Genomic DNA, 18,761 nt, shown 5'->3' with positions numbered 1-18,761 from the left:
CTTAGTTAAATAATGGATGAAGCAGGCCACGCTCAGCAAGGGAGAGTTTAGTTATAGTCGTTCTCACCAAGTGCACAAGTCAATCCGACTCAAAAATCAAAAGGGAGTCCCCCCGATAACCACTTTCATGGCTACCAGGAGACTCCCTCACTGTTAGGTATTAGCTTTGCTATAAGATTATTTAGATTTCTTCACAGTCGTCGATTTAACTTGAAATGCTCCATTTTTGTAAGTAAGAACAGAAGTTTCTTCGCCTTTAACTACGGAAGTAGCTTGACCATGAATCGTTTTTGTTGCAACAATCTCATAGACTCCGTTTTTATCTACATCAGAAGCCTTCATTGTATTGTAGAGCGAACGCTTGCCATTCACTTTCACGTACTCGTTAAGAAGAACTTTAACACGACTGTCTTTGAAGGATACTACATAAGCATCAGTGCTGCCGCTGTTACCGCCAGAGTATACAGTAATCATGACATCTTTGGACTTATCTCCGTTGAAATCTCCAACGAAGTTGATTTTTGGCTGGTAACCCGTGAAGTCTTTGATATTACTGTTAATCACTTTTTTAGTCTTACCTTCGATAACGACGATGTTGATATCCGTAACCAGACCACCATTTGCGGCATCCTTGTTACCGATCAGTAATACGTTATCTGCAACGCCATTACCAGTTACATCCACTGTTTGTTTTGCCAGCAAAATTGTTTTTGCTGTTGTTGGAATTCCCTTAAGCTCAAAGCGTTTGCCAACGGTGTATTCACCAGTTGTAGTTGTAGTTGAAGGAGTTGGTGTAGTAGTCACTGGCTTGCTATCGGCTTTAATTGTTTCTTTATTAACAACCTTGAAAGCACCGTCTTTGAATGAGAAAGTTGTTTTTTCCACACCTGTAACTACAGAAGTCGCGTCGCCATGAATTTTTCTAGAACCTACCAGGTCATATAAACCATCTTTATTAGGATCTAATTGCTCTAAAGTATCGAAAAATGCTGGTTTACCATCAACAACTGGCTTTTCACTCAGAAGTGATTGTGCCTTATCGCCTGAGAAAGATACTATGTACGCATCTGTCGTACCATTGTTACCACCGGAGTATGCTGTAAACATTACATCATTTGCTTTGTCGCCGTTGAAATCACCGATCCATTGAATTTCCGGTTTGTAGCCATCGAAACCGGTGATGTTTGAATCTTTCACTGTGTTTGTTTTGCCATCGACAACAACTAGATTGATGTTGCTTACATAACCAAGCTCATCTGCTTTGTCTCCGAACAGATAGATTTTATCTTGAACGCCGTCTTTGTTAACATCATTAACTTGTTTTCTGATAAGAACGGTTTTATCTGTTGTCTTAACACCTTGCAATGCGAAAGGTTGTCCAACAGTCTGTTCACCAAGTGCAGGTTGCTTAAATGGGTCTTCTTTGGTAGTTTCTGTTTTGCTAACTTTGAATTCGCCATCTTTGAAAGCGAACCATACTTTTTCATAGCCTTTTACCTCGGCATTAGAATCGCCATAGATGGTTCTGATTCCAAGCAGCTCATTTACACCATCATTTTCCACATCAACCGCTTCTAATGTTTGGAATAATGAACGCTCACCTTTGATCTTCAAGTCTCCGCCCAGAATAATGGAAGGTGTTTCGTTCTTAAAGGTTACGATTCTAGCATTGGTAGATCCTTTGTTACCACCTGAGTACGCGGTAATCATTACATCAAGTGCATGGTCATTATTGAAATCATTCACATAGCTAATTTTTGCATTCAAACCACCGAAGTCTTTAATACCGGCGTTTAACACTTTGTTTGTTTTGCCATTTACAACGATGAGATTAATATTGCTGAAATCAGTAGATTCATTTTTGTCGCCGATGAGATATAGAGTATCTTTCACTCCATCCAAATCAAGATCAACAGTTCTTGTTGCTATCAATACTGTATTTGCGTTCGTTTGAACACCTGCTAGTGTAAACTTTTGTCCCACTTGATTAGTGGATGCTGCTACTGTTGAACTTGTTGGTGTTGCGACTGGATTCGCCATTGCTTGGGATGAGAAGGATGCTACAGCCGCTACACATAATGCAACGGATAATGTTTTTTTTATTTTCATTGTGTTACCTCCGATGGTTTATTAAGGTTGGTGTCGATTACCGTCTTATTATAGTCCTACAAACCTAGGACAGTGTTACTGTAAGGTAACATTATCCTATTGAAATAAAACAATAACTAAATAAAATATCCAATTCAGAGGAATATCAGGTGCTAAATAGTGCCAATTCATTTTGAGGAGAGCGTTTGCAAAATTAAAAATAATTGCTATTTCATCAGTTATTTCAAGGGTTTTGAACAACCCTACTTTTTTTAATAGTTTGATAACAATTCTGTAAAACAGCATATCTACTTCAGCACGTGTGGAATAAGCAGCTGGTTTGAGTTGTAGTTGTTATGTGCATTTGATAAAAGAACAAAATGGGCTATACCAAGTCTTTATCAAAGACTTTAAGGATAGCCCGCTGTTAAAAGAGTCTAAAGCGTCTCAGTAGTGAGTGTGAACCCTTCGATCACAGCATCTTCGTCGACCTCAATCAAGATACAGCGTCTCCCTTGATAATTCACCTGTTTCACATACTTTAAATCCTGCGGGCTGACCGAAATCGTGGCTACCTTTGTATCGATCTTAATCGATTTTGTAGTGAATTTCGGCATCACGCTGCTCGCCTTCATCTCATAATGCTTATCGTCAACGATCGTTTCAAACGCCCGTTCCACTTTTTCCGTTGTCACGTTCTCAACGCCGCTTACCTTCAGCACGCGTTCCACATCTCTATAGTCGAGCTTTGGAGGTTCTTCCTGATCTTCGTTGGTTTCGATGACCTGGTGGATTTCCTCGTACAGCTGAGCAATGGTGGTCGCGTCAAGTTGTTCACCCGCCACTTCCTTCACGATGTCTTCGAAAATAGCTCTCTCTTCCAGTGCCGTCACGGATCTTTCGGCATTCAAGACCTGCCCGATGAAATGCGGATCTGGAAAGTTCGATTTTCCCGTACAATACAGAATGCGGTTCACATCGGAATAATTGTCCGTCACGCTCGGGTAAAAGAAGCCCTGCTCCGGCGTACTTAACTTAACGATCGGATCTACAATGACATTGTACTTGAATTCCCGCTCCACATAATCAAATAAGAGAGCTTTCCGTTGCTTCTCCGTGGAATTCACGCTGCATAGAATAAACGGATGCGCGAATAGTTCGTTTTTCTCACTTTCCTCGGTTTCATCGTTTCTATCTTTGGTCGGCCGGAAATACTGTCCGCGAACGAAAGTGACCACCGTATCCCGTTCATAATGGGTATCCGCCATCATTTTATCCACCAACAACAGCATCAAGTCTTGCCATTCATCCGGATCACCTGTCACTAAAGCTTGGTGAAGCATTACCTGCGTTGGCTCCTCCGCTTCCTCCTGAAACCTCAACTCGAACAACTTCTGATCCAGTTCGCCGGTCAGCAGTTTTTTGAAATTGCCCATGTACAGCTCCTGCTTCTCTCTGTCCACCATTCCAAACGGCTGGCGCTCCCAATGATAGATCTCGTTACTTTCCTTCATAATATACACGTTGAGAATATCGTAAATATTCATTAAATCGTGATCTAGCTTAAATTGCTTGCGTATATGCGCGACTTCTTTCTTTATCATGATTCGTTAGACAACTCCTAGGAAGTAAATTGGTCTTTTCAGTATAAATGATATAAAAACCCTTCGCTAGAAGGGTTTTTTATACGTGTTCGTTCTACTCATTTATGGCATGCTCTAATGCATAGTCTTCAAGCTGAATATCTACCTGTTGATTCATGGCTAGCTTGGCTAGCTGCTCACCAAGAAAGGGTCCCATCGTTAATCCGGATGACCCTAGTCCATTAGCAACAATTAGTTTATTCCATCCTTGAACCCTTCCTAGCACTGGAAGAAAATCTGCAGTAAAAGGACGGAACCCTACTCTTATCTCATTTAGGCTACAATCTGCAAGACCGGAAGCCGTCTGAAGACCTTTATTTAAAATTTCTTGCATTCCACCTACGGTTACAGAGGTATCATACCGTGCGACATCATTTTCGTGAGTAGCACCTACCACGATATTTTGATCTGCAAATGCAAGTATATATTGATCTGTAGGCGGCATTACCACAGGCCATTGCTCTGTATTGGCTTGTTGAGCAAGCTTCAAGTGCATAATTTGAGCCTTTTGATAACGCACCTGGATCATTATCCCGAGCGGATGAAGCACAGCATTGGACCAGGCACCTGCGCACACAATAACCTCATCCGCGGTGAATGTCTGATCTCCTACTCTAACACCTTTAATTTCATGATCATCATGCTCTAGAATAGCATCTCCCTCAATCATTTGCGCACCGTTACGCTGTGCCGCCCTTAGCAAAGCTTCACGCAATTCACGTCCATCCACTCTTGCTGCACCCGATACATGAAGCGCATGATAACCTTCCGACAATAATGGAAACTTCTCTTGTGCTTCACGATCCGTCAGCATCGTAAGTTCCCCTATTTCAGGTGCGTCCTCTCTGCGAAGTTCCGCTCTTTCTTTCATCGCGAGCAATTTTTTCAAATCATCATGAATACATATCGCTCCTACTTTTGCATATCCAGTCTCGGCTTCTCCGGCCTCTTCCAACTCCTGAATAAGTGCTGGATAAAAGCTTGCTCCCGCCTTAGCAAGACGATACCATGCTTTGTTTCTGCGTTGAGATAACCATGGACAAATAATCCCTGCTGCTGCATCCGTTGCTTGTCCTGCATCTTTACGATCTATAATTGTGACATCGGCACCTAACTTACTTATCTGATATGCCGCTGAAGCCCCTAATATCCCTGCACCAATTACAATAACCTTTTTCATGTCCGAAGTCCCTTCAGTTATCACTTTTAATTAATAAATATAAAATCGCAGCCCCAATAGCAATGCCTGTATAAATTAATCGTATTGGAATAATACCATGTTTTTTATAAGCATAATATTGGTGCACTCAAAAAAAAGACGCTCAGGGAACTCCCCTCGCGTCTTCTCTATGTGCATCTATGGGCATCTACTACCCTAAGTAGGCCTTTTATTTTGAATCTACAACCGGAACCGAAACCGGAGCTGTAACTACCGCTTCATTCTTCTGCAAGTTCTCTTTCGCTTGTTCAGCCCCTAAGGATTGGACAGGAGCTCCAATGTTAAAACTATCGATGATTTTCCCAAGTGTAACTTTGTCAAAGTCTTCTTGGGCATACAGTTCAACGGTAAAGCCATCTTTTTCCCAAATTACAGTTCCATTTGCAAAATAAACCTTAGTCCCGTTGATTACTTCTGTTTTTACTTCTTCCGTAGTACTGATCCCATTGTCGCCGCCCTTGGAGATTAGAAAATTGACAGTTTTCTCTCCAGACTTGTACTGCACTTCAACCATACTGGTCCCCTGCAGAACACAATTCACAAACTCATAGTCTGCCATCCAGTCTGGTGCTGGGAAGTTCATTCCAAGCTCCGTACGCGCTTCATCCAGGCTCAACTTAGCCGGAACCGGCAAATCAATGGTAACATTCTCCCCTCCTTGAGCATCTTCAGATGGAGTAATTGACTGTGCTGCTTGGGGGATTTCCTTATCGTATTGCGTGATTTCGAGATTTCCCACTTCAAACTTTGCCATAATCGATTGGAACATATCCTGTGCATAGGAAGTTGCAGAGAATGCTCCACCCAGACAAATTACTGCACTACCAATCACTATTGCATTTCTCCAGCTGCTTTTTTTCATCGTTATCCCGTCCTTTTTCTCTGATTTGGGTTCAAGGGCTCCATGGTCCAGCTTGTATACTAAGCGGTTATAGATTCTTTCCTTGGCGGCAGTGCTATCCTGTTGGACATTCTCAAGCAGCTCTATGGTCTTGCTGAATGTTGTGAGATCATCATTTTTCTTATTCATGGTTGAATCCTCCTGCTTTTAAGGAAATATGCAGTTTTTTCAGACTTCTATGCAATACGACGCCAATATTGGACTCACTGACTCCCATGATCTGTGCAACTTCGGAATTTTTCAGCCCAGCCCCATATTTCATTGCAATGATATTACGCTCCTTCTCACGTAGCTTGGAGAGCGCCTTGAACAGTGCTTGATTATTATCCTCACGAATCGCCAGTTCCTCAGGAGACGGCTTGGGGAATATCAGCTCCAGCAAAGAATCTAGTGAGGTGTAGCTTCTTTTCTTCTGCCCCCGGAAGTAATCCGTCACAGCGTTCCTAACAATGGCAAACAGCCAAACCTCAAAATTCGATTTTTCTTCTGAAAAGCTATAATACTTGCACATCACGGTCTCAAATACCTGACTGCAAATGTCCTCCGACACGTGGTGGTTATTAATACGATAACTAATATATTTGTAAACACGTTTGTAATACGTATCATACATCCGAGTAAATTCCTCTTTTGACATGATGGTATCGCGTGATCTTTCGATATTCTTGTAACGATCCGCAGTACCCTGGATAACCTCCATCTCCACCCTCCTTCCACCTCACCTTCATCGAAAAGCTAAACAAATTGCGCAATTTGTTGTGAAGAAACTTACATATGTTAATACGTAGAAAAGCCCAAACCATTAACAAATCTTCCGATGAAATTGTGCGATAGCTAGAATACGCAGTGAACGTTGGAGGATTTGTGATGGAAATTGGCATTATGAAGATCAATGGGGCGGCTGTACATTTAAAGATAGTGATGTTACGTTATACGACTTATAGTTCACCAAATGGAGACAGAGGACCTCCTTCAGCGTTCGTACAAAAGTATCTTATAGCGACCTCGAGCTGAATTTTTTTTTGGGGGGGTAAAGGGAGTGAACCTTTGGCAGATCAAGAAACAAAACATAGCTTGCAAGGCGATTTTGAGTACATGAACTTTCCCCCTATCCCCAATACTATAATAGAATAAGATTATAAATGCAGAATTGACTACATAAATACTAGGCTGCATAACCGGAGGGAAATTATGAAAAAACATATCTACGTAGTTGGAGCTGTCATCATAGAGAATAATAAGATCCTCTGTGCACAGCGCGGAGCTACTAAAACACTAGCTTACAAGTGGGAATTCCCTGGTGGCAAGATTGAGGAAGGCGAAACACCTCAGGCTGCGCTAAAGCGCGAAATCAACGAAGAAATGAACTGTGCGATTGAGATTGGTGAAGAAATTGAAACTACCGTGCATGAATATGATTTTGGCTTTGTACATCTGACTACTTTCTATTGTCACCTACTAAGCAGGAAGCCTACCTTAACTGAACATGTTGCAATCCAATGGTTATCTGCTCATGAACTGATGTCCCTAGATTGGGCACCTGCTGATATTCCTGCTGTACAAAAAATCCAGAAGAAGCTGACAATATAAAATGGAAAATCCTATTCAGCATTTGAAAAGCACATTAAATTGGGCGTTTATTGACCATCAGCAGGATTCATTGGATCAATACAAGCCTAGACTTCTAGTCAATAATAAAGAGACCAGCGATTTTGTTCTTACTCCTTTGTTGGACGAACTGGATCGCTGGTCTCTTTATTTTTTTCGTTGCTTTTATTACTCGAAATTGAATTTGCCCTGCTTATCGACGGGTTCTTGATGCTGCCTAAGTGGAAGGTGATCTGACTGCAAAAGGATGCAGACTTCTAGGCTGCATCCTTTTAATTTACGGATTTTTATTTTATATAAACATTACTTACTAATGTATCGGCAATTACATTGGTCGGAATGATAAATTCAACCACGCCCATATAACCTGGCGTAACTTCGTATTTATCAAAAGAAATGACAAGTTTGCCATCATTGTTAATATAAAAGGATTGATCTTTAGCAATGCTTTCAAAACTCTCAAAATTGACTTTATCATCTACCCAATACGTTTTGTCCGGGTCCGCTTTCATCTGATGTCTCATTTGTTCTTTAATATTTTCACTGATCAGCCTGATATAGCTGTCATCTTTAAATAAACTTGGTAAGGTAATTAAAAGTTGATTTTTCTTATCGATCGTATCGTATTTAAATGTTGTTGAGGATGAGCCGACCGTATTTACGACATATCTGCCAATGGCAAGAATCTGATCGTTGTCGGTTTTGACTTCATAGCCGCTTTCCACGCCTGTATGGCCCCCGCCATTTTTCTTTAACTCCTTCATTTCAGCTGTGAAATCGCTGTACAGCTTTTTACTTTCTTCCAGATATTTGTTATTTAGAGCGGCTTCTAACGTTTTATTTTCCATATTCGTAATGGCCGGTACTTTGATATTGGCTTTAGCGGTTCCTTCATCTACTTTAAGCTCTGTAAAAGTCAGTACTTTGACGAGTGAACCAACCAGCGGCACATCTGATAAAGCCTTTGCAAAGGCAGGGCTGGCATTAATGCCTGTTACCAATATAATAGCCGCTGCCCCAACTCCAACGAGATTCTTCATCCAACCCATATGTCTTTTTTTGCTTTGTTTAATGGCTTTCTTCACCACGAATTCCAGTTCACCTGGGAGAGGCGTATTTTTATATTTGCTTTTTAACTGTTCCAGTTGTTCGTTCATCTTATTTTACCTCCTCTAAAATCTCATCACTCATTTTAATTCGAAGTTTGCGGAGCCCTTGATACAATCGTGTTTTTACAGTACTGATGTTTTCATTCATAACTTCCGCAATTTCGTCAATTTTTAAATCTTCAAAATATCTAAGTACAATCACAGTACGATAAGGATGGGGCAATTCCTCCAAAGCTTTCTCCAGATCTATGTCAGGGTAGACGTCTCCACCTGTAGGACTGTGAAATTCCAATGTCTTATCATCTACAATTTGAATCCGCTTTTGTTTTCTCAGGAAATCGATCGATGTATTCACCAGAATCCTGTACAACCAGCTTTTTATCGAACCTTCGGATTTCAATGTTCCTGATGAAGAGAGAGCTTTATGGATCGTATCCTGAATAATATCGAGTGCATTTTCAGCATTTTTCACATAACTGAAGGCTAAGCGATACATATTCTCTTTATTTTCCGTAATAAAATCAATGAGTAACTTTTCAAACTTCTTATTCATTTAAAGACTCTCCCTTTGATATGCGCATATCATTTCCTGGCTATACAGATAAGACGTGGGTGGTACCTAAAAAAGTTTGTTTTTCGGTTCATGAGTGTGAGATGTAAAAATTTCAAGTTCATTTCCTAATTCGCAAAGTAAAATAGGGTCCCCCGCTGTAATGAGAACTACTAAGAGTTCCGTCAGATTAAAAAACTCGATGTTCCTTATCATAAGGAAATCGAGTTTTTTACGCAATTCTAATTTTTTCCTCCGTTAGGGAACGTTACGAAGTGACACAGAAAATAAAGAATTATGCTCGTATCATGTTATTTATATCTATATAGATCCTTTTTCATATCATTTCTAATATAAGTATTGAACTATCGGGCAACTTGAATCTACAAAAACCTATTTTAGCAGTTTGAAAGATTTTCCAATGCTCAAATCACCATAGAGTTGGTCAAACAGCTTGCCGTCTTTCGACTGGAGATCAAACGGATTGGACTGCGGAGTTGTATACACATACACCATTCCGTTGGCTTCCGTAATTACACTCCCTACAGGCGGGCCTTGTTCACTGGAGAGGCTGCTCCAATCATTTTTGGAGAATACGGAGATCATCAGCAGCATTTCAGCATCTTTTCGATCTTTTGTCGTATAATCGAACTGCACTACATGCTTAGCCAACGGTATGATTTTATTTGCACTTGCACCTGCGTATTGGCTTGCCTTGTAATGTCCTTTCCATGAAGCGGGCAATTTCAAACTGAAGTTTGCCTGAGAATTAGTGTACAGTTCTTGGTTATCCGCCACAACATCTTTTGCCAAAACATCTTTAAGTTTATTCCCTTCCCATGTTAAGATCAGATGATCCACGTGTCCACCATTTCCTCCTTGAGGGGCTGTTGTGATAATATCGTTCACTTTGTTACCTGTATAGTCACCGATAATCAAATTCGGTTCTCTTCCAAGTTCTCCGTACAATTTTCCGTCCGTTCCTTCGTACACCCAATCATATTTATCGTATCTGTTGGTTTTTCCATCTTGCACGATGACGGATAAATTACTCGCATACGCATCCAGTTTTCCTTCAATTTTTTCTTTTGTCCCGACCAAAATCACTTGGTCTTTAGCCGAGTCACCGGTAACATCGGATATTTTGTAATCAAGTACATACGTATTTTCCTTCAGTTTAAGTTCGGGCACACTAATTTTTTGACCAATTTCTATTTTTTGCAATGTTTTTTTGGACTGCTGATTCACCACTTTTGGAGCTGAGTTTGCCTGTTTTGCTAATGAAATTTGTGGCGCCCCGATTCCAACCGCACAAATGAAACCCGCCAATACTAAATAAGGAATTTTTTTTGCAAACTGTTTTTTCATCTTCCAAGCCTCCGTTTATTCTTGTTTGTCTCTTATATAAGTAAGACGTATGAGGTAACCTAAAAAGTTTGTTTCTGGGTTGGCGAAGATTTTTTTTATATCGCTCTCAATTGAAGCTGTCTTTTTTCCTATGGTTAGCATAACTTTTCCATTAAGAATAGATCGAAATAATTTCAATGACGCTACCCCTTAATGAAGAGGCCACTGAAAAACGTGTGTTTTAAGAATCTGTAAAATGAGCTTAAACAGCTAAAGGCGAATTCCCCTCCATTCTGAGTGAGAATTCGCCTTTATTTTATGTATTCCTCATGCTCTTTACTTTAATAGCGTCAATATTCTTTTGAGATTTACTGCAAATATAGCCATTGCTCCTTGCATGTGCATGCCGACGAGACCTGAGAGGTCATTTATTTGTCGTAGCATATTATCTTTAGGTACGACGATATCGTAAATCGCCATAAATGGACTGAGGTTAAGGGATTGTTGGTTTGAAATCATCCGAGTCACCACCTGAAATTAATACAATCATTATACAGCAAAACAGGACACCCATCCTCGAAAAGATCGAGGATGGGTGTCCTGGAATGGAGTTTTCATGGGCCTCCAAAAGGGGCCTTTATAACTTGAACTTAAAAACATTAGAGGGGCGTAGCGAAGGGGAAATTTGGAACTGGAGGAGCGATAGCGACCGCCTTTGTCTCCGGATTTTAACCGCTAACAGCGGTACAATTCAGGAAATCTGGAGACAACAGCGGCCGGAAGTCCAAATATTCTCCGTAGTTACGACTGACTCCTTAAATGTATGATCTAGAAAGAACTTTTTCAGTGGCCTCCTTAATGAAGTGTAGCATTTTTGTATGTGAAGGAAACGACATGCATAGAATTTGATTCGCAGGAGAACATACTCAAGGAAAATCCTAATTATTTTACAAGGAAGTACTATGGAAAGTAACTATGCCAGCGGTTGTAAATTCTTCTGTTCAACCATTCCAAATGTGAATTGATGCTTGCAGCAAAACTAGAGTCCACTATATCAATATTCTTCGTGACTGTGCTGACATATGTGCTTGGGCATCTCAGTAGAAAGCCCGCGGCAGTATGTATGTGTAAGAAGTGGATATGGAATAGTGAAGTGAAAAAAATTCACTTTACTCTTTATGTTCATCTAAATAACAACATAGAATAGCGGAGGGGTTAAACATGAAAAATAAAGTTGTAGCAACGCTTATTCTCGTTCTCTCTTTCATGCTCATGATCGCGGGATGCGGCAGCGGTAACCAGAACCAAAAACAGGGTCAGGACAATGCGAAAAAAGATGAGGCCAAAGAAATGGAAACCGTTTCGGGAGCGTCTCAAGCTGGCTATACACCGATCGATCAACTAAAAGATAAATATGATATCATCATTGTTGGTGCGGGCGGTGCAGGGATGACTGCTGCACTTGAGGCAAAAGAGAATGGTATGAACCCGGTTATTTTTGAAAAAATGCCGATTGCCGGCGGGAATACATTAAAATCATCTTCGGGAATGAATGCTTCTGAAACTAAGTTTCAAAAAGACCAAGGCATTCAAGACAGCAATGATTTATTTTATGAAGAGACCTTAAAAGGTGGTCATGGTACAAACGACAAAAACACGCTTCGTTTCTTCGTTGACAATTCGGCAAGTGCAATCGATTGGCTGGATTCCAAAGGGATTCGGTTGAACAATATCACAATTACTGGTGGCATGAAGGAGAAGCGCACACACCGTCCTGAAGATGGCTCAGCGGTAGGACAATACCTAGTCAGCGGTTTGGTGAAAAATGTACAAGAACAAGAAATTCCGATTTTTGTAAATGCCAACGTGAAGGAAATTATGGAAAAAGGCGGGGAAGTAGACGGCGTCAAAGTCATCTTCAACGAGAAAGACGAGAAAAATATTGCAGCGGATGCCGTCATTATAACAACCGGCGGTTTCGGCGCCAATATGGACATGATTGCTAAATTTAGACCCGATTTAAAAGGGTATGTAACAACTAACCAAGAAGGCAGCACCGGTGATGGCATTAAGGTGATTGAACAACTCGGCGGTACAACGGTGGATATGGACCAAATCCAAGTTCACCCAACGGTGCAGCAAGAGAAATCCTATCTCATTGGAGAAGCTGTTCGCGGAGAAGGAGCGATCCTCGTGTCCAGTGATGGCAAACGTTTCACTAACGAACTGGATACTCGTGACAATGTAACTGCCGCAATCAATAAACTTCCTGAAAAATCGGCTTATCTTGTATTCGATTCTGGCGTAAAATCCCGCGCTAAAGCGATCCTGCAATATGAAAAAATGGGCTTTGTCATTCAAGGGGATTCGATCGAGGCTTTAGCCAAAGAAATGGGCGTTCCAGCAGATCAGCTTAAAACCACTTTGGATACATGGAACAGCGCAGTGAAGAATAAAAAGGATGCTGAATTCGACAGAACAACAGCAATGGAAAACGACTTGTCCAGCGCGCCATATTATGCAATCAAAATCGGTCCCGGGATTCACTACACCATGGGTGGTGTGAAAATCAATTCGAACACAGAAGTTTTAAATAAAAGCGGTAAGCCGATTCCGGGACTGTTCGCAGCAGGCGAAGTTACAGGCGGATTGCACGGTCAAAACCGGATCGGCGGTAACTCCGTTGCGGAGATCATTATTTTTGGTTACCAAGCCGGTATTAAATCAGCTGAATTCGTAAAAGCACAATAAGATGTCAGCTTCCTCTCTTCACTCAGCAAACAACAACGCTTGGGCTCATCATGCCCAAGCGTTGTTGGTTTATTTAGCCGGATTGAGATTACTTCTGTTATGTTAATAACAATCAAAACTTATTTATCGAGCTATTTAGTTAAACTATCCACCCTAAACCATTCATGACCGCCCGGTTTAAGCTCAACCTCAATATAGCTCTCAGCATTTTTATACAGCTTCGTTCGTTGCGGATCCAGTGAGTTGTTAATGACGACTCCCCAGCCAGTTTCCAAATAAACGGCGCATTCCGTTTCTACATTCTCACAATACCACGTCATCATCTCATTCTCTGCACTTGCGGCCCAATAGATCGATCGAAGCAGTAAGCGGCTATTTGCCGGTGAGTAAGGTAATCCTGCAATATAAACGCTGCGTCCTTTCCCAAAACTATTCGCCGCTACGGCAATGTCGCCTCTTTGCATCTGAATGATTTGCGTTTGCTCACTTACACTGCGAATAAATTCAACTTTCTCTCCACAATCAATCGGTTTAGCCTGTCCCCCCATAATGAAGTGATCGCTCGTATTTTCTTGATCATACTTAGTGTAGCTTAAGGTGTAGCCTATTTCTTTATCGACACCCAGCACATCGCTCATCTGAAAGAAACGTCCCTGATGCATAAACGCACTTGGTTCGCCAATTCCAATAAAGCCGCCACCGTTATAGACAAATTGTTTCAAGCAAGCAATGATTGCTTCATTAGCCCAATATTCGTCGCCGCTCCAGGCGGTTCCTGCATCCCCGGCGTTCAAAATGACTCCTATATCTTCCGGTATACCCGACTCTAGCACATCATCAAAGCTAATAAACTCAACATCAACTGCTAATCCACTTAACGACTCAAGCATGCCTAGATAGCTATAAATTTTTTTGTACCAAAGAGCATGGGCGACCATCGTAGTCTGCCAAGAGCGAAGCTTGCCCCAAGAATTGAGCACTGCTACTTTAAACTTAGGCGTATATGCCTTCGTACCGTTCATTCGATCATATAGAGTCCGAAATTCCTCACCTATCTGTTCCACACATGTTATAAAGTCAGGAAATGAAGCAGCCAAGCTCAAATAACCGCCATAACCGATTCGGTCGACTGGTTTTCGTAGAATTGCTCTTCTTGCCTTTACCCAATTATCAATTGCTTCAGCCGTTGGATTGCCTCCCTCATGGAATACATCCGGAAAAAAGTACGGAAGAAAACGGCCCTCTGTATATTTCACACCAGGTATATCGGATATCATTCGCAACGTGGCACCATTACCAACAGAGCCTACCACAGCGTCTAGCCCAGTAGACGGAAACAGATCGCCATAGGGTTCAGTACCGATCCAATTGTCGCCCAGAAACATTATCGCTTCACGTCCTGATTGATGGGTGATGTCAACCAATTCCCGAATCTGTTTACAGACAAATTTGTGTTGAAATTGCATCCAATCGCGAAACTGTTTGCTCGGATTGCGGAAAGGCGTATTATGATACCCCTGATCAACAAGATACTCTGGACGCATCCTGTAACCATACTCCGCCTCAAATTGCTCCAACGCTAGCGGACTAACTGTCGTCGAATAGCCAAACCAGTCGACATACTTCTCCTTTGCTAACTCATTAAAGATTATGGTGAAGTGGTAGAAGAAGGTGGTAAACCGTACTACATCAACATGCTTGTTAGCTTCGAGCCAGTTTTTCATATACTCTGTGATATGTGCCCACGTTAGCGAATGACGAGCATCATACGGAATCTCATGAGGCTTATCTCCCCATTGATTCGTAATATGATTGTACATCTGGGTCTGATCCCAAATTTGCCAGACTAGAAATGTAACGGTATAGCTATGGAATCTGTTCACCTGATGGAGGGTAATAATTCCTGTTAGAGGATCGACACTCCAGCTTTCAGGATCCACGATTTCTCCTGTCGTACGATTAATAACTTCCCACCATCGCTTGGGATCATGTTCATAATCTACTTCAAGCTGTTCCCGATAGTAGCCCTTCATTAGCTCAATTTGCAGCGACTCCTCGACAGCCGTAATATGGGGCGTCATAATGTACATTTGCTGACGTTGATCGGGATGCTCGTGTGCCCACACCTGATCATTTCTTGTCGGGAAATACGTGGAATAGACTTTTATCTTCATCTGCTGCAACTGATCAGGCAGATCCGTTCCATCACTATTCCGTACTGCATCAGCTCCCCATCGTTCAAGAATGTCTTTCATTAAATCGTAATCCATGCCTGCTTCTATGGGTACTGTCATTCGTCCTTTGCTGCTCAACTATGATCCCTCCTTATGATTTCACTGCACCTGCAACAATACCTTTGAAAATGTACTTTGAAAACACAAGGTAAATCACAAGTGTCGGCAACATAACCAATATAATCGCAGCGCTTAAATAATCCCAACTTCCAAACTTTGAACTACTAAAATACATCAACGTTGTAGTCAACGTTCTTAGTGTGCTTGACGGCATATACAAATACGGAATATACATATCATTCATAACATCAACCGCTTTAATAATTGCTAATGTTGCAGTTGCCGGCAGTAAAAGTGGGAAAATCATTTTAGTAAAAACTTTAAAGTACGAACTACCATCCAGCATCGCACTCTCATCCAATTCTTTGGGAATACCATTTAGGAACTGCGTATAAATATAGAGCTGTACCAGATTCGTTGCTGCATAAATCACGATCGGAGCCCAAATTGTATTATAAAGTCCAAGATTTTTAATAATGGTAAACCGTGAAATTTCAGTAATCATACCGGGCATGATCATACCTGCTACAAAGAGACCGAGTATGATCTTCTTCAAGCGAAAATCAAATCTATTAATCGCATAGGCAGTCATTGTTCCCAATAGAGAATTAATGATGACACCGACTGCAATAAGGAATAAAGAGTTACCAAATCCCTGTAAAAACTTTCCCTTTTCCAGTACAACTTTGTAGTTATCGAAATCAAAGCTTGCAGGCAACTTTAGAGCAAATTCAGAGCCAATTTCCACCGAAGTTTTAAATGAAGCGAATAACGTTATAAGCAAGGGGATGAAGATAATCATACAAATCATAATTAGAATGAAATACAAGGCAAGCTTTTTGATAGGGATTGCTAAACGAGTCGTCGTCATTCCTCACCAACCCCCTTTAGGTTGAACAGCCTGCTCTGTACACCATTCAGGATTATAATGAGAATTAACATCGTGATGCCCATCGCAGAAGCCATACCGAAGCTGTTAAATTTAAAGGCCGTCTCCAGGGTATATAATGTGAATGTACTACTCGCATGACCCGGACCGCCCTGTGTCATAATATACGGAATATCGAACACTTGTAGTGCCCCAACAACGTTTAAGAACAAAATGACCTCTAGTACCTTTTTCACACCTGGAACGATAATATACCAGAAATTCTGAATGTTGTTGGCACCATCCATTTTTGCTGCCTCGAATTGATCCTGAGGAATGGCTTGTAAGCCGGCTAGGAATAAAATGACATGGAAGCCTGAGAATCGCCAAATCGATACAAACACTAAGCTAAGGTTAACTATAGACTCATTCGTCAACCAATTCTGTATGAGCGACTCTAGCCCAAGCACTTCAAGAATGCCATTTAACCCACCATTAATGGGACTATAAAAGAAGGCGAAAATATACGAAATAGCAACCCCATTGATAATGTAAGGCATGAATATGATGGACTTAAAAAACTTGCTGGCACGAATCTTACTATCCAATAAAACCGCAATCGCTAGTTCAAGCGGAATCATTATTAAATGAAAAATGAAATAGATGCCGTTATTGCGAAGTGATAGCCATACATCTGATGAATCCGTAAACATCTTAATGTAATTGTCGAAACCTATATAAACTTGCTGGGTATTCACTCCATTCCAATCGGTAAAACTTATTCTGACAAGCTCTACAAGCGGGTAAAGCACGAACATCAATAGCAGCAATATAGGAATCAATAAAAAACTGAATAACAGTATGTTTTTCTGCATAGAAATCGTTTTCATTTCTACCCCTCCATCCCTTTCTATATAAGGAAAGTGGCTCATCTAAATGGTAGCCACCTTCCTCATTACTCAACTTTTGAATTGAGATTTATTTTTATTTGGAACGAGCATTTTTCCAACTCTTATTCATTTCCTGCATCATCTTATTGAAATCCTTGCCTGACATCATGTCCTGCCCCATTTTCTTCACATCGAACTTAATCGCCGATTCGATCTTCTTATAATCCTCATTGCCGCCTTTATTAAGCACATAATTCAGATTTGATACGTCAAAAGCACCATCGAACATTGTACCTAGATCAATCTTTACATCCTTCACTGTCGATTGAAGTTGAGCCTCGGTCAAATATTTAGAATACCATGCATCACTGAAGAACCAGTTAATGAATTCTTTCGTTTCATCTGGATACTTCGAAGTTTTCGGAATTGTAAAGAACGTATCTACCATGGAAATCGTATTGAATGGCTCATCTACTGAATTTCGAACCGGTAACAAGAAGGCACCTACATCATTGATATCCACATCCGTCATCGATTTCAAATCACTGCCGAACCATTGACCAAGAGCAATCATCGCCGCTTGATTGGAACCAAACATCAGTTTGGATTGATCAAAGCCAACACCAAGTGGATCAGGGCCCATTACTTGAGCATTGTACAGTTCCTGAATTTTCACATAAGAATCATAGAAAGCTTGGCCTTTCGTAAAAGGTTCATCTATCGTCGCCATAGTTGACCAGTAATCCCCATCTCCTGCTTCAAGAGAAGGCATAAATTCGTTGAAAGGATAATCCGGCCATGCGTCTTTACCACCCATGGCAATCGGAATATATTTGCCACCGTCTTTAATCGTTTTAGCAGCAGTTACAAACTCTCCCCAGGTCTTTGGAATCTCAAGTCCATATTCCTTGAAAATACTCTTCCGATACCAGACATACTCATTGAATTGGCTTTCGGGTACACCATAAATATGATCACCCACCTTGAAATCAGCTGCGAATAAATTGTTCTTGGCTGCTTCTAAGTCATCAAGAGGCAAAATATTATCCTTGAAATTAATCAGCCATGCTGATTTCAGTGGCAAAATATCTGGCAATTCGTTTGCTGAATTCCGGATCTTCATTGTATTTTCATACTCCGTATCCTTTAACAGCTCCAATTCAATGGTGACATTGGGATGTTCCTTTTTGTATTCGTTTACAAGGTCAAGCTTCGTAAATAAATCCTCCGTAATCGTTGACCATATTGGGAATTTCAATGTAACAGGATCCTTCTTTTCTTCTTTCTGCTCCTGCTGAGTATCCGGCTGAGTAGTAGATTGCCCCTTATCAGCAACCGTTTCCCCTTTAGCACAACCTGTAAACAATGGAATCATTAAGGCCGAAATCATGATCATACATAGTATGCGTGTAATACGTGGTCGAACATTATACATTTTACATTCCCCCTATACTTATTTGATGCAGGCTATTACTCATCTGCTGCTTATATCA

General features: G+C 41.0%; 15 protein-coding genes. 2 read left to right on the top strand and 13 right to left on the bottom strand.

Annotation, left to right across the window (positions count from 1 at the left end; translation table 11 throughout):
• Window positions 1-177 precede the first annotated feature (177 nt).
• The 5 genes from MHH52_RS03725 to MHH52_RS03705 all read right to left on the bottom strand — a co-directional run bounded on the left by MHH52_RS03725 (window position 178) and on the right by MHH52_RS03705 (window position 6,551).
• Window positions 178-2,109: a hypothetical protein gene (locus MHH52_RS03725; RefSeq protein ID WP_340006725.1), complete on the bottom strand. Its 1,932-nt coding sequence runs from the start codon at window positions 2,107-2,109 to the stop codon at window positions 178-180.
• 416 nt (window positions 2,110-2,525) lie between these two features.
• Complete coding sequence (locus MHH52_RS03720; protein ID WP_313637081.1) at window positions 2,526-3,692, bottom strand: DUF4317 domain-containing protein; 1,167 nt, start codon at window positions 3,690-3,692, stop codon at window positions 2,526-2,528.
• A gap of 94 nt (window positions 3,693-3,786) precedes the next feature.
• Window positions 3,787-4,911 carry an FAD-dependent oxidoreductase gene (locus MHH52_RS03715; RefSeq protein ID WP_340006724.1) on the bottom strand — a complete coding sequence of 375 codons (1,125 nt, stop codon included), beginning with the start codon at window positions 4,909-4,911 and terminating at the stop codon, window positions 3,787-3,789.
• A 208-nt stretch (window positions 4,912-5,119) separates the two neighbouring features.
• Window positions 5,120-5,980: a hypothetical protein gene (locus MHH52_RS03710; RefSeq protein ID WP_340006722.1), complete on the bottom strand. Its 861-nt coding sequence runs from the start codon at window positions 5,978-5,980 to the stop codon at window positions 5,120-5,122.
• Entirely contained in the window at window positions 5,973-6,551 is a 579-nt protein-coding gene (locus tag MHH52_RS03705) for a sigma-70 family RNA polymerase sigma factor (protein WP_340006720.1), read from the bottom strand. Before MHH52_RS03705 ends, MHH52_RS03710 begins: the two co-directional genes overlap by 8 nt.
• Before the next feature lie 491 nt (window positions 6,552-7,042).
• Here MHH52_RS03705 and MHH52_RS03700 point away from each other — a divergent pair, with 491 nt between their 5' ends.
• Window positions 7,043-7,441, top strand: a complete 399-nt coding sequence (locus tag MHH52_RS03700; RefSeq protein ID WP_340006719.1) for a (deoxy)nucleoside triphosphate pyrophosphohydrolase — start codon at window positions 7,043-7,045, stop codon at window positions 7,439-7,441.
• Window positions 7,442-7,746: 305 nt separating this feature from the next.
• Here the strand turns inward: MHH52_RS03700 and MHH52_RS03695 are convergent, their stop codons facing one another.
• The 4 genes from MHH52_RS03695 to MHH52_RS03680 form a co-directional block, all read right to left on the bottom strand.
• Window positions 7,747-8,616 carry an RsiV family protein gene (locus tag MHH52_RS03695; RefSeq protein WP_313637086.1) on the bottom strand — a complete coding sequence of 290 codons (870 nt, stop codon included), beginning with the start codon at window positions 8,614-8,616 and terminating at the stop codon, window positions 7,747-7,749.
• 1 nt (window position 8,617) lies between these two features.
• Window positions 8,618-9,121: a sigma-70 family RNA polymerase sigma factor gene (locus MHH52_RS03690; protein WP_340006716.1), complete on the bottom strand. Its 504-nt coding sequence runs from the start codon at window positions 9,119-9,121 to the stop codon at window positions 8,618-8,620.
• Between the two features lie 390 nt (window positions 9,122-9,511).
• Window positions 9,512-10,486: a hypothetical protein gene (locus MHH52_RS03685; protein WP_340006714.1), complete on the bottom strand. Its 975-nt coding sequence runs from the start codon at window positions 10,484-10,486 to the stop codon at window positions 9,512-9,514.
• A gap of 315 nt (window positions 10,487-10,801) precedes the next feature.
• Window positions 10,802-10,984 (bottom strand): hypothetical protein, encoded by a 183-nt coding sequence (locus tag MHH52_RS03680; protein WP_340009880.1) that lies wholly within the window; start codon window positions 10,982-10,984, stop codon window positions 10,802-10,804.
• A 702-nt stretch (window positions 10,985-11,686) separates the two neighbouring features.
• Between MHH52_RS03680 and MHH52_RS03675 the strand changes: the two genes are divergently transcribed.
• Window positions 11,687-13,216, top strand: a complete 1,530-nt coding sequence (locus tag MHH52_RS03675) for a flavocytochrome c (RefSeq protein ID WP_340006713.1) — start codon at window positions 11,687-11,689, stop codon at window positions 13,214-13,216.
• 131 nt (window positions 13,217-13,347) lie between these two features.
• Here the strand turns inward: MHH52_RS03675 and gnpA are convergent, their stop codons facing one another.
• From gnpA to MHH52_RS03655, 4 genes are all read right to left on the bottom strand, one after another.
• Window positions 13,348-15,528, bottom strand: coding sequence for a 1,3-beta-galactosyl-N-acetylhexosamine phosphorylase (gnpA, locus tag MHH52_RS03670; protein WP_340006710.1), 2,181 nt, complete (start codon window positions 15,526-15,528; stop codon window positions 13,348-13,350).
• 13 nt (window positions 15,529-15,541) lie between these two features.
• Window positions 15,542-16,381, bottom strand: a complete 840-nt coding sequence (locus tag MHH52_RS03665) for a carbohydrate ABC transporter permease (protein ID WP_313637091.1) — start codon at window positions 16,379-16,381, stop codon at window positions 15,542-15,544.
• Window positions 16,378-17,268 carry a sugar ABC transporter permease gene (locus MHH52_RS03660; RefSeq protein WP_313637092.1) on the bottom strand — a complete coding sequence of 297 codons (891 nt, stop codon included), beginning with the start codon at window positions 17,266-17,268 and terminating at the stop codon, window positions 16,378-16,380. The genes MHH52_RS03665 and MHH52_RS03660 overlap by 4 nt, the downstream gene beginning before the upstream one ends.
• Before the next feature lie 94 nt (window positions 17,269-17,362).
• The gene (locus MHH52_RS03655) at window positions 17,363-18,703 is read right to left on the bottom strand and encodes an extracellular solute-binding protein (RefSeq protein ID WP_340006709.1); all 1,341 of its coding nucleotides are present in this window, start codon (window positions 18,701-18,703) and stop codon (window positions 17,363-17,365) included.
• Between the last annotated feature and the right edge of the window lie 58 nt (window positions 18,704-18,761).

Origin of the sequence: Paenibacillus sp. FSL K6-0276 (assembly GCF_037977235.1) — a bacterium.
Taxonomy (GTDB): Bacteria; Bacillota; Bacilli; order Paenibacillales; family Paenibacillaceae; genus Paenibacillus_AQ.
Note: the sequence above shows the minus strand (reverse complement) of the source record. Positions and strands in the feature narration are given on the sequence as shown.

Coding starts and splice junctions, on each gene's coding strand:
- MHH52_RS03725 (WP_340006725.1), bottom strand. CDS start 2,109: ATGAAAATAAAAAAAACATTATCCGTTGCATTATGTGTAGCGGCTGTA.
- MHH52_RS03720 (WP_313637081.1), bottom strand. CDS start 3,692: ATGATAAAGAAAGAAGTCGCGCATATACGCAAGCAATTTAAGCTAGAT.
- MHH52_RS03715 (WP_340006724.1), bottom strand. CDS start 4,911: ATGAAAAAGGTTATTGTAATTGGTGCAGGGATATTAGGGGCTTCAGCG.
- MHH52_RS03710 (WP_340006722.1), bottom strand. CDS start 5,980: ATGAATAAGAAAAATGATGATCTCACAACATTCAGCAAGACCATAGAG.
- MHH52_RS03705 (WP_340006720.1), bottom strand. CDS start 6,551: ATGGAGGTTATCCAGGGTACTGCGGATCGTTACAAGAATATCGAAAGA.
- MHH52_RS03700 (WP_340006719.1), top strand. CDS start 7,043: ATGAAAAAACATATCTACGTAGTTGGAGCTGTCATCATAGAGAATAAT.
- MHH52_RS03695 (WP_313637086.1), bottom strand. CDS start 8,616: ATGAACGAACAACTGGAACAGTTAAAAAGCAAATATAAAAATACGCCT.
- MHH52_RS03690 (WP_340006716.1), bottom strand. CDS start 9,121: ATGAATAAGAAGTTTGAAAAGTTACTCATTGATTTTATTACGGAAAAT.
- MHH52_RS03685 (WP_340006714.1), bottom strand. CDS start 10,486: ATGAAAAAACAGTTTGCAAAAAAAATTCCTTATTTAGTATTGGCGGGT.
- MHH52_RS03680 (WP_340009880.1), bottom strand. CDS start 10,984: ATGATTTCAAACCAACAATCCCTTAACCTCAGTCCATTTATGGCGATT.
- MHH52_RS03675 (WP_340006713.1), top strand. CDS start 11,687: ATGAAAAATAAAGTTGTAGCAACGCTTATTCTCGTTCTCTCTTTCATG.
- MHH52_RS03665 (WP_313637091.1), bottom strand. CDS start 16,381: ATGACGACGACTCGTTTAGCAATCCCTATCAAAAAGCTTGCCTTGTAT.
- MHH52_RS03660 (WP_313637092.1), bottom strand. CDS start 17,268: ATGAAAACGATTTCTATGCAGAAAAACATACTGTTATTCAGTTTTTTA.
- MHH52_RS03655 (WP_340006709.1), bottom strand. CDS start 18,703: ATGTATAATGTTCGACCACGTATTACACGCATACTATGTATGATCATG.